At 69.6% G+C, this 9609-nt stretch carries 12 protein-coding genes and 1 pseudogene (1 of these 13 cut by a window edge); 5 read left to right on the forward strand and 8 right to left on the reverse strand.

Translation table 11 applies throughout. The features are described 5' to 3' along the window. Nucleotides 1-5: 5 nt before the first annotated feature. The 3 genes and pseudogenes from glnII to OG972_RS29180 form a co-directional block, all read right to left on the reverse strand. On the reverse strand, nucleotides 6-1040 hold the full coding sequence (gene glnII, locus OG972_RS29170; protein WP_266986412.1) for a glutamine synthetase: 1035 nt from the start codon (nucleotides 1038-1040) through the stop codon (nucleotides 6-8). 127 nt (nucleotides 1041-1167) lie between these two features. Continuing rightward, nucleotides 1168-2346, reverse strand: coding sequence for a hypothetical protein (locus tag OG972_RS29175; RefSeq protein ID WP_266986414.1), 1179 nt, complete (start codon nucleotides 2344-2346; stop codon nucleotides 1168-1170). Next, nucleotides 2343-2937, reverse strand: a pseudogene (locus OG972_RS29180) (hypothetical protein). Before OG972_RS29180 ends, OG972_RS29175 begins: the two are co-directional and overlap by 4 nt. Nucleotides 2938-3133: 196 nt before the next feature. On the opposite strand from OG972_RS29180, the gene OG972_RS29185 reads away from it, so the two are divergent. Next, nucleotides 3134-4060: a Gfo/Idh/MocA family protein gene (locus OG972_RS29185; protein ID WP_266986416.1), complete on the forward strand. Its 927-nt coding sequence runs from the start codon at nucleotides 3134-3136 to the stop codon at nucleotides 4058-4060. 47 nt (nucleotides 4061-4107) lie between these two features. Here OG972_RS29185 and OG972_RS29190 read toward each other — a convergent pair whose 3' ends face one another. After that, nucleotides 4108-4758: a hypothetical protein gene (locus OG972_RS29190; protein WP_266986418.1), complete on the reverse strand. Its 651-nt coding sequence runs from the start codon at nucleotides 4756-4758 to the stop codon at nucleotides 4108-4110. A 312-nt stretch (nucleotides 4759-5070) separates the two neighbouring features. After that, nucleotides 5071-5520, reverse strand: coding sequence for a MarR family transcriptional regulator (locus OG972_RS29195; RefSeq protein WP_266986420.1), 450 nt, complete (start codon nucleotides 5518-5520; stop codon nucleotides 5071-5073). Between the two features lie 71 nt (nucleotides 5521-5591). Here OG972_RS29195 and OG972_RS29200 point away from each other — a divergent pair, with 71 nt between their 5' ends. Continuing rightward, a complete protein-coding gene (locus OG972_RS29200; RefSeq protein ID WP_266986422.1) occupies nucleotides 5592-6476 on the forward strand; it encodes an alpha/beta fold hydrolase in 885 nt (294 codons plus the stop codon). A 12-nt stretch (nucleotides 6477-6488) separates the two neighbouring features. Here the strand turns inward: OG972_RS29200 and OG972_RS29205 are convergent, their stop codons facing one another. Further along, the gene (locus tag OG972_RS29205) at nucleotides 6489-6848 is read right to left on the reverse strand and encodes an arsenate reductase family protein (protein ID WP_266986424.1); all 360 of its coding nucleotides are present in this window, start codon (nucleotides 6846-6848) and stop codon (nucleotides 6489-6491) included. Nucleotides 6849-6968: 120 nt separating this feature from the next. On the opposite strand from OG972_RS29205, the gene OG972_RS29210 reads away from it, so the two are divergent. Continuing rightward, the gene (locus OG972_RS29210; protein WP_266986426.1) at nucleotides 6969-7238 is read left to right on the forward strand and encodes a hypothetical protein; all 270 of its coding nucleotides are present in this window, start codon (nucleotides 6969-6971) and stop codon (nucleotides 7236-7238) included. 68 nt (nucleotides 7239-7306) lie between these two features. On the opposite strand, the gene OG972_RS29215 is transcribed toward OG972_RS29210, so the two are convergent. Then, complete coding sequence (locus tag OG972_RS29215; protein ID WP_266986428.1) at nucleotides 7307-7507, reverse strand: hypothetical protein; 201 nt, start codon at nucleotides 7505-7507, stop codon at nucleotides 7307-7309. A 167-nt stretch (nucleotides 7508-7674) separates the two neighbouring features. Here OG972_RS29215 and OG972_RS29220 point away from each other — a divergent pair, with 167 nt between their 5' ends. After that, nucleotides 7675-8160, forward strand: coding sequence for a hypothetical protein (locus tag OG972_RS29220; protein WP_266986430.1), 486 nt, complete (start codon nucleotides 7675-7677; stop codon nucleotides 8158-8160). Here OG972_RS29220 and OG972_RS29225 read toward each other — a convergent pair. Then, entirely contained in the window at nucleotides 8126-9085 is a 960-nt protein-coding gene (locus OG972_RS29225; protein WP_266986432.1) for a helix-turn-helix transcriptional regulator, read from the reverse strand. The two genes, OG972_RS29220 and OG972_RS29225, sit on opposite strands and share 35 nt — an antisense overlap. A gap of 206 nt (nucleotides 9086-9291) precedes the next feature. Here OG972_RS29225 and OG972_RS29230 point away from each other — a divergent pair, with 206 nt between their 5' ends. Beyond that, nucleotides 9292-9609, forward strand: partial view of a hypothetical protein gene (locus tag OG972_RS29230; RefSeq protein WP_266986434.1) — the beginning only. The gene runs 393 nt beyond the window's last position; only the first 318 of its 711 coding nucleotides appear in the window; its start codon is at nucleotides 9292-9294; its stop codon lies beyond the right edge, outside the window.

A 9609-nucleotide genomic window follows, 5' to 3' on the forward strand; every position in this document is an offset into this window, starting at 1 on the left:
GCGGATCAGACCTGGTCGGCCTTCTCCAGCGCCGTGCAGCAGGTGTCGACAATCAGCCGCGTGACGACGTACGGGTCGACGTTGGCGTTCGGGCGACGGTCCTCGATGTAGCCCTTCTGGTCCTGCTCGACCTGCCACGGGATACGGACCGAGGCGCCGCGGTTGGAGACGCCGTAGCTGTACTCGTTCCACGGGGCGGTCTCGTGCAGGCCGGTGAGGCGGTCGTCGATGCCCGCGCCGTAGTTCTTGACGTGGTCCATCGGCTTCGAGCCCTCGCCCAGCGACTCGCATGCGGTGATGATCGCGTCGTAACCCTCGCGCATCGCCTTGGTGGAGAAGTTGGTGTGCGCACCCGCGCCGTTCCAGTCACCCTTGACCGGCTTCGGGTCCAGGGTCGCGGAGACGTTGAAGTCCTCGGCGGTGCGGTAGAGGAGCCAGCGCGCGATCCACAGCTGGTCGGAGACCTCCAGCGGGGCGAGCGGGCCCACCTGGAACTCCCACTGGCCCGGCATGACTTCGGCGTTGATGCCGGAGATGCCCAGACCCGCCTGCAGACAGTTGTCGAGGTGCTTCTCGACGATCTCGCGGCCGAAGATCTCGTCGGAGCCGACACCGCAGTAGTAGCCGCCCTGCGCGGCGGGGAAGCCGCCCACGGGGAAGCCGAGCGGGCGGTGGCCGTCGAAGAAGGTGTACTCCTGCTCGATGCCGAAGATCGGCTCCTGGCCGGCGAACTGCTCGGCGACCGGACGCAGGGCGGCGCGCGTGTTGGACTCGTGCGGCGTCATGTCGATGTTGAAGACCTCGCACAGGACGAGGACGTCGTTGCCGCCGCGGATGGGGTCCGGGCAGGAGAAGACCGGCTTCAGCACACGGTCGGAGGCGTGACCCTCGGCCTGGTTGGTGCTGGATCCGTCGAAGCCCCAGATGGGCAGCTCCGCGACATCTCCCGAGGGCTCGCCTGCCATGATCTTCGTCTTCGAACGAAGCTTGGCGGTCGGCTCGGTGCCGTCGATCCAGATGTACTCAGCCTTGAACGTCACGGAAGCCATCCTTTGGGGGTGCTGCGGTGCTGCGGTCTGCGGTCCGGTCTCTGCAGCGCAGCTTCGCAAGACGCGATTTCCCGTCCGTTGCCCGTATGTGAACCCCGTGTTACCGAGGTTTCCTGCGTTATACGCGGGCCTTGAGGAGCCCCTCGAAACCGGCGGCCCGGATCCGGCGCACCAGCTCCTCCTCGGTGCTGCCCAGCGCCGCGGCCGCCCGCGCGAGCCGCCAGTCGGCGTCGGAGAGCGTGTGCAGCAGATGCCCGCGCCGCACCTGTGCGTCGGAGAGCCGGAACGTCTTCAGATACGCGACCTGCCCCTTGTGGTCGGTGATCGTCTCGCCGATGTGCCGGCCGCCCCGGTTCCGGGTGAACGGCGGCAGGAGCCGCCACAGCGTGAACGGCCCCATCCGGTGAACCCGGTCGAAGGCGTACGACGTGTCCAGCAGCTCGCGCGCGAACAGCGCGTCGTGCGCCTCGCGCCACTCCCGCTCCTGCGCCCGTGCTGCCGCCCGGAGATCGGCGAGCGTCCGCACCCGATCGCCGTCGGGGATCCGCGCCCCGAACTCCGGGACCGGACCGCCGTACAGCGCGTACTGATGGATGAGCTCCCCGTACAGATCCTCGACGAGCGAGGCGTGCAGAAGCCGGTAGTCGTCCGGGTGCGGCAGCACGAAGGCGGCGGCGAGCGCATCGGCCGCGTAGACCATCACCCCGCACTGGCCGGGATGGATCTCGAAGACACGCAGCGCGTCGCCGAGACCGCGCACCGACCACCCCATGTACGCGTCCTCGGCGCGCGGCGAGAGCCCGTCGCGCAGTGCCTGCCGCGACCACTCCTCCCAGGCGATGGCCGGGCCGCCGAAGTGCAGCGAGAGATAGCCCTCCAGGGCGAGGTGCAGCGGCAGGAAGCGCAGCCGGTTGCCGGGCTGCCGCTTGGCCATGCGGTGGTGGCGGTGCCGGTGGCGCGGCAGCGGCACGGTGACGGGCGGGCGGGCGTCGGCGCCCGGGTCACCGTTGCCGCCGGAGCCGAGCTGGGTACCGAACGCGGCACTCTGCCGGCCCGTACCGGCGCCGTCCGGCTCCGCACGCAGCCCCGACCAGTCGGCGACGAGGCCGTGCGGGATGTACGAGGTGTAGTGCGTCCGCGGACCGGTGTCGACGACGCTGCTGCCGAAGCCCCGGTAGATCTCCTGATGCAGCCGCAGCCCCGCGACGGGCTCCTCACGCACCAGCGGCACCAGCCGGATGCCGCCCCACACCTGGGCGGGCCGGACCGTGAGCCCGGTCAGTTCCAGCCTGTTCACTCTCCTCGGCCCCCTTGTTCGCTCGGTCCGTCGCCGGCCACGAAACGTACGACCTGCCGGTCCAGATAGGCGTGCAGGGCCGCCGCTCCCGTGCGCCCCTCCGCGAACCGCGCGATCTCCACCAGCGCGGGCAGATCCTCGGCGTCACGGATACCGGCCGTCGGCACGCTCGGCGCGAGCCGTCGCACGTCGAAACCGTCCGCTTCGTATACAGGGTTCACATGGACCACAGCCGTGTGCCGGTCCGGATCCATCCGGGTCCGCCACACCCGCAGCACCTCGCCGGCCAGCCCGGGCGGCGATCAGCCGGCCCTCGGTGCGCCGCTCCTCCGCGGTCGCCTCGGCGGCGGTCTCCAGCAGCCCCTGCACGATGCGTGCGGCGTTGTGGTCATTGATGTCAAGGGCGAGCGAAGCGGCGTACACCTTGCGGTAGTTGACCCTCACGTACTCGTGCAGGAAGTCCAGGGAGAGCTGCTGCTGGTACGCCTCCGAGTGGAACTCACGCTGCCCGGTCGCGGTGATCGCCGCATGGACGAAGAGGAGCACGTCCTCGGCGGCAATGAGGTCGGCGTACGTGTCCGTGTCGGTCATCCTCTTCCCCCGTGACGTTCCGCCGCCGCATGCGGATATGTGGAAGCCGGCCGGGGAATGGGGGCGCGATCAGCGAAATCACTGCTTCAGAGGCACGTCCCGGAAGTCGCAGCCGGAGTCCCGCGGCCGGCGCCGCCAACGTAACCGCGGGCCGTCGCACACCGCCACCTGATAACGACCGGGCAGACTGGCCCTCATGACGACCCCACCCGCCGTTCCCCTGCGTATCGGCCTTCTCGGTACGGGCCCCTGGGCCCGGAACACCCAGGCGCCCGCCCTCGCCACCCATCCCGACGTCGTGCTCAGCGGCGTGTGGGGGCGCCGCCCCGAGGCGGCGGACGCGCTCGCGGCCGCCCATGGCGCCACGGCGTACTCCGGCGACGCGGGCGTCGACGAACTTCTCGCCGTGAGCGACGCCGTCGCGTTCGCCCTGCCGCCGGACGTCCAGGCCCCGCTGGCCGCCCGCGCCGCGGCCGCCGGGTGTCACCTGTTGATGGACAAGCCGATCGCGACGACCGTGGCCGGGGCCCGGGAGGTCGTCGAGGCCGCCGACCGGGCGCGGGTCGCGTCGGTCGTGTTCTGCACGCTGCGGTTCGCGAAGGAGACGTCCGACTGGATCGCCGAACAGGGCGGCCGGGACGGGTGGTTCACCGCCCGCGCCCAGTGGATCGGCGCGCTGTACGCCCCCGGTGCGGACAGCGAGTACGCGGCGTCTCCGTGGCGCCGTGACAAGGGTGGTCTGTGGGACGTCGGTCCGCATGCGCTGTCGGTGCTGCTCCCGGTGCTCGGCGATGTGACGGAACTGACCGCGGCCCGAGGTCCCGCCGACACCACCCATCTGATCCTCCGTCATAGCTCCGGCGCGTCCAGCACGGTGACGCTCGCACTGGCCGCGCCGCCGGGAGCCGTGGGTACGGAGATCGAGCTCCGGGGGGAGGCGGGGGTCGCCACGCTGCCTGGGTGGGGGGATGCGGTGGGGTCGTTCCGGGCGGCGGTGGATGCGCTGCTCGAAGCGGTACGTACGGGGGTTGCGCACCCCTGCGACGTACGGTTCGGGCTGCGGTTGACCGAGCTGCTGGCCGAGGCGGAGGCCAAGGCGGGGCCGGTGCCCGCACGGTCCTGAACGGCGGGGAGAGACCGTCCGCACCGTGCGGGCACCGCCCGGGCGGGTCAGCCCACGCGCTCGATGCGGGCGCGGCGGATCAGGAACTTGCCCGGCTCGCGGACCTGCTCGAAGGCCGCGTTGTTCAGCAGGGCGCAGCTGCCGGAGGGGGAAGTGACCGTCACCGTGGTGGACTTGTTGTTGTCGAGATTGGTCACCCTGAGCTCGGTGCCGACGGGGAACTGATTGCTGGACGCGGCGGGGGCACCACCCTCGCCGGACAGCGTCACGGTGGAACCGGCACAGACGACATCACCGGTGGCCCGGCCCCCTCCGCCGGGCGACGCCGGGGCCGCGGTCCCGGGCGCCGATGCCGGTGCGGACGCGGCTGGATCCACGGCCGCCCCCGCCGATGCCTCCCCACCGCACCCCGAGGCGGCCTGCTGACGTCGGATCTGCGCGATCACGGCTTCCCGGTTGGTGATCCGCGCAGCCGACTGGGCATCCGGATCGGCCCGCTGACCGGCGATGAACTGCTCGTTGTTGCCGAGAGCCGTGGCCAGTCCGGTGCAGACGACCGACGAGGCCCGGTCCGCCGGCGGCGACTGCGCCGCCTGGCTGGTCCCGGCCAGCACGGCTGCCGTCCCGCCGGCGAGCGCGGCGGCCCCGGCCAGCAGGGCGAGCTTCTTCTTGCGGCTGAGGGTCTTCTTGCGTGACACGTAAGGCTCCTGTCCCCGGCCGGAACACCTGGTGCGCTCGGGCCGGATGCGGTGCGTGTGTCCCTACGTACGAGTAACAGGCGCGTTCGTTTCAGTCGTCGCACCGCAGACTTCTGCCACTTCTGCATCAACCGGGTCCGAAGCTCCGTCCAGGCCTCTGACTCGGCCCGCAGCTCCAAGTCGACTGCACTGCGCGTCGGAGCGGAGCAGCCGCAGCAGTACGTCAGCGGTGGCGGCGGGGTTGCAGACGACGCCTGTGACGATGCCGCCACGGAACCGGATCACGAATGGGTCCCCTCGATCGCCTGCCGGTCAGGCAATGGCGGTGACCGCCTGGTGCGCGGCGGACAGGAAACGCCGTACGGCTTCTGTCTCACTCTCGTCGAAGTCGCGCAGCACTGTCACCGTGTTTTCGATCAGCGGCCCGAAGAACGCCCACCCCAGCTCCACCGCCCGTGGGTCCACCGCCAGCAGCACCCGTCGACGGTCGCGCGGGTCGCGGGTGCGGGTGAGGTGGCCGAGCCCTTCCAGCCGGTCGATGACGGCGGTGGTGCCTGCGGAGTTGAGTCCGAGCTGCGCACCGAGCCACCCGGCGGTCGCGTCGGTGCCCGCCCGTTCGGCGTCGAGCAGGCAGATCAGGGCGCGCACGTCGGTGGGGTGCATGCCGTTGCGACTCGCGAATTCGGCCTGCCGCAGGCCGAATTCGACAGTCACCTTGCGCAGCAGATGAACGATCTCCATCTCGGAACTCTGCTCGCTCATGAGATCTCCTTCCTCTATTATCTCGCTGAGCGAGATAATATCCAAGGGCACCCACCGTCGGGAGGCACTCCATGGCAACCACGTCATCCGGATCATCCGCAGCGGCCGTCTCCGAGTCGTTCCTCTCGGCGTACGACGAGGTCCTGGCGGTCAAGTGGCCCGTCGGAACGACTCACTCCGACGTCCCCACCCCGTGGGGCACCACCCGTATCAACAGTTACGGCCCCGAGGGCGCCCCGCCCCTGGTGCTCCTGGCGGGGGGCGGCTCCACCTCCACCGTCTGGTTCGCCCAGGCCGCCCACCTGGGCCGCACCCACCGCGTCCACGCCGTCGACCTCATCGGCGATCCGGGCCGCAGTGCGGCGGGGGAGCGCCCGATCCGTACGGTGCCGGACCTGACGGCCTGGCTGGACGCCGTGCTGGACGCCCTGAACACCGCATCGACAGCACTCTGCGGCCATTCCTACGGTGCCTGGATCGCGCTCCACTACACCCTGCACGCACCCGACCGCGTCCGGAGGCTGATCCTTGTGGACCCGACCCAGTGCTTCGCCGGTTTCCGCCCCGGCTATCTGCTGCACGCACTGCCGATGCTGCTCCGCCCCAGCGCGAAACGCACGCGCATCTTCATGAACTGGGAGACGGCCGGCGCCACGCTCGACCCGGCATGGCTGCACCTGCGCGAGACGGCCGCCGACTTCCCGACCGCCCGCCCGGTCAACGGCCCGCGCCCCACTCCCGAGGCCCTGAGCGCGCTGAACGTACCGACCCTGATCCTTACGGCCGAGAACAGCCGGGCCCACAACGCCGCACGGGTCGCCACCACCGCGACCCGGCTGCTCCCGCACGCACGGACGGCGACGATCCCGGGCGCCACGCACCACACGCTGCCGCTGCACGCCCCGGACGCCGCCGAACTCAACCGCAGGATCGAGGGCTTCCTGCTGACCGAGTGATTCCGACAGGGCTCAACGCCCCAGAGCGTCCCGCACGGCTTCCTCCGTACGCGCCACGACGGCCGTCCCGTCCTCCGCCGTGATGATCGGCCGCTGGATCAACTTCGGATGTTCGGCGAGTGCCGTGATCCACCGCTCCCGCGAACCGGCCTCGCGCGGCCACTCCTTGAGCCCGAGCTCCTTCGCCTCTGCTTCCTGCGTCCGCGTGATGTCCCACGGCCCCAGCCCGAGCCGGTCGAGTACGGCCCGGATCTCGTCCGGCGACGGCACATCCTCCAAATAGCGTCGGACGGTGTATTCGGCGCCCTCGGCGTCGAGCAACTGCACCGCACTGCGGCACTTGGAACATGCGGGATTGATCCAGATCTCCATGGGGCCAACGGTACTCGACGGACATCGCGAAAGCCCCTCTGGCCAGGGGTGATTGTCAGTGGTGGCTCGTAAAATGGAGGTAGTTCGTGAGGGTTTCACGACCGTGCCAGGAGGATGCCCATGGCCGTTGCCGCAGTCACGACCAAGCCGCTCCACAAGCCCCTGCAGAAGAAGCCGCTCCCCGCGGGCCGACCCCGCGAGTGGTACGTCTCCCACAACCGCCGCCTGAAGGCCATGCGCCTGGCGATCGCCCTGCTCGACACGGGCGTCTACCATCCGTCGAGCGCTGACAACGACACGATACGCACGACTGCCGAGCGCATCGGCATCCACCCGCCGTCCGACACCACCTGCCGCATGGTCCGCGCCCTGATCCGCTACGGCCGCTGAAGGACCGGAAGCCTGTGCCCCCGGAGGCCGGGGGCACAGGCATATGCGCACACACCCGACTACCCGGTTCAGGACCCGCCGCAGGCGGCGGTGGCGAAGGCCCCATTCGTCCCCTCCCTGGACGACACGTTGGCGACCACCCCGACGGCCGCCGCCCCGGTACCAGCCGGCAGAAGCACGACGACCAGCAGCACCCAGGGCGACTGCCGCCGCCGACGCGGCTCGGACCGCGGTCGGTGGGGGAGGCTGCCCGGGTCCAGGTTGCTCATGCCATCAGACTCGGCCGTCTCTCCGCACGTCGCGACTCCACAGGGCAGCCGCGCCCTGGCATACGGCCTCCGCTCCGGCCCGGCCCTTCACCCGTCCGGCATGCGGGGCATGCGGTGCGGCCTGCGGACCCGTTGACTGGGGCGACGGGCGAGTGCTGGGAGGCACGATGACGAGGAAGGTCGCGCGAGGCCTGTGGGCCGTGCTGCTGACGACGGCCGTGATGTCGACCGCCGGTGCCTGTTCGGACGACGGCGGTGGCGCCTCCACCAAGGCGTCCGAGGCGGCCTCCGCCGCAGCGTCGGCGGCATCCAGGGGTTCCGACGTGGTGGCCTCGGCGACTGCTGCCGCGGGCGAGAAACTGAGAGGCTTCAAGAACGGCGTGAACGCCAAGCACGACGTCAAGCTGGGCGCGGTGAGCACCGACCACGACGGACGCGCCACCTCGAAGATCACCGTGACGAATGGCACCGACTCGCCGAAGTCCTACGCCGTGCAGGTCACCTTCCGTGACGCGAACGGCAACCTGCTCGACATGGTGGTGGTGACGATCGACGACGTTGGGCCGAAGTCCTCCAAGGACGCCATCGCCCGCAGCAACCGCAAGCTGTCGGGTGAGGTCAAGGCCGACGTGGGGACGGCTCTGCGGCACTGATCGCACCACAACTGTCGTCACGTTCGGCAGTGGTTGTTCCGCCGTTCCCCGAATCCGGCCTGTGAAGCACATGGCACGGCGGAGCCTGCACCCGGTGGGAGCGCCAGGAAAGTGCCGTCAGCTTGTTCTCGGTGCCGGTGCCCGGTTGCGGGATCTCGAGAATGATCCGCCGGCCTGAGCGGTCGTCGACAACAAGCGCACTCTCCTCCAGCAGCATGCGGCCGACAAAAGGATGCTTCACCTCCCGGGTGGTGACGTGATGCCTTTCGATTTCGTGCTGCTGCCACCATTTGCGGAAGTCCGCGCTGTTCTGGCTCAGTTCGCGGACCAGCGCGGTGAACCATGGTTCCTGGACGTAGAGTCCGGTGGCTGCGCGGAACTCTGCCAGGACGGAGCGAGCGCTCGGCTCCCAGTTCTGAATAAGTTCCCGCAGGTAGCCGCCGAAGAAAAGCCACAGGATGTGACGGTGCTCAGGGGGGATTTTGGTCAGATCCCCGTAGACATCGGTTCTGGCCTGGTTCCAGGCAAGAATATTGAAACGGGGACCGAGGGCGATGGCCGGATGCGGCTGCTGGCTGTCCAGGATTCGCTGGAGGGCTGGGGGCACACCGTCCGGGGAAACACTCGCGCTGGAAGGGGCGTCCCCGTGCGCCAGAGCCAGCAGGTACTCGCGTTCCTCGGTGTTGAGGCGTAGGGCTTCGGCCAGCGAGTCGAGGACATGGTCGGATACCCTGATGTTCCGGGCCTGTTCAAGGCGTGAGTACCAGCAGGCACTGATTCCTGCGAGGTCGGCGACGTCTTCCCGCCGCAGGCCGGGGGTTCGTCGCGATGCCCGTGGTGGAAGACCGACCTCTTCCGGCTGAAGTGCTCGCCGCCGTGTTCTGAGGAAGTCCGCGAGCTCCGCTCGCCGTTGGTCGTAATTCATCCGTCGTTCCCTCTGTTGGGCGACATTTGCGGATGGTTATTACCTGGGACCCCTACTCCTAGGATAGTCGGTTTCTGGATGCGTGCTCGGTCGCGTGTGATGCTGCTGCTGGACGTGGCGTTCGGCCGTGCGACGAGGTGTGGAGAAGGGGCACCGTTCCTCAACGAACGCCTGTCTTTCGGTCCGGCGGTCGAAGGGAGAAAGTCATGCGTGGCAAGCGGTACCTTTTCGGGCTCAGCCCGGTGCTCATCGCCTCGCTGGCGTTGCCTGCGGGTTTCGCCGGGGAAGCGTTCGGCGCCCCACCCCCGGCCGCTGCTGCGGCAGCGGCCCCCTCGAAAGCGCCCTCGATAGGGCCTGGCGACCCCGGATTCAACATCGGCGTGGCGACCGGCCAGGTCGATGGCCGCGCGCTGTGCGTGAGCAGGGTTGGTGGCCATCTGCCGCTGATTCCCCTGAATCAGCAGGCGGCGTTCCGGGCGGGCTACGCCATCGGGTTCACGTCGGTGTGTAGTCCTACATTCCAG

Source organism: Streptomyces sp. NBC_01669 (assembly GCF_026339735.1).
GTDB classification, from domain to species: Bacteria; Actinomycetota; Actinomycetes; order Streptomycetales; family Streptomycetaceae; genus Streptomyces; species Streptomyces yanii.

Coding starts and splice junctions, on each gene's coding strand:
- OG972_RS29185 (WP_266986416.1), top strand. CDS start 3,134: ATGACGACCCCACCCGCCGTTCCCCTGCGTATCGGCCTTCTCGGTACG.
- OG972_RS29195 (WP_266986420.1), bottom strand. CDS start 5,520: ATGAGCGAGCAGAGTTCCGAGATGGAGATCGTTCATCTGCTGCGCAAG.
- OG972_RS29200 (WP_266986422.1), top strand. CDS start 5,592: ATGGCAACCACGTCATCCGGATCATCCGCAGCGGCCGTCTCCGAGTCG.
- OG972_RS29205 (WP_266986424.1), bottom strand. CDS start 6,848: ATGGAGATCTGGATCAATCCCGCATGTTCCAAGTGCCGCAGTGCGGTG.
- OG972_RS29210 (WP_266986426.1), top strand. CDS start 6,969: ATGGCCGTTGCCGCAGTCACGACCAAGCCGCTCCACAAGCCCCTGCAG.
- OG972_RS29215 (WP_266986428.1), bottom strand. CDS start 7,507: ATGAGCAACCTGGACCCGGGCAGCCTCCCCCACCGACCGCGGTCCGAG.
- OG972_RS29220 (WP_266986430.1), top strand. CDS start 7,675: ATGACGAGGAAGGTCGCGCGAGGCCTGTGGGCCGTGCTGCTGACGACG.
- OG972_RS29225 (WP_266986432.1), bottom strand. CDS start 9,085: ATGAATTACGACCAACGGCGAGCGGAGCTCGCGGACTTCCTCAGAACA.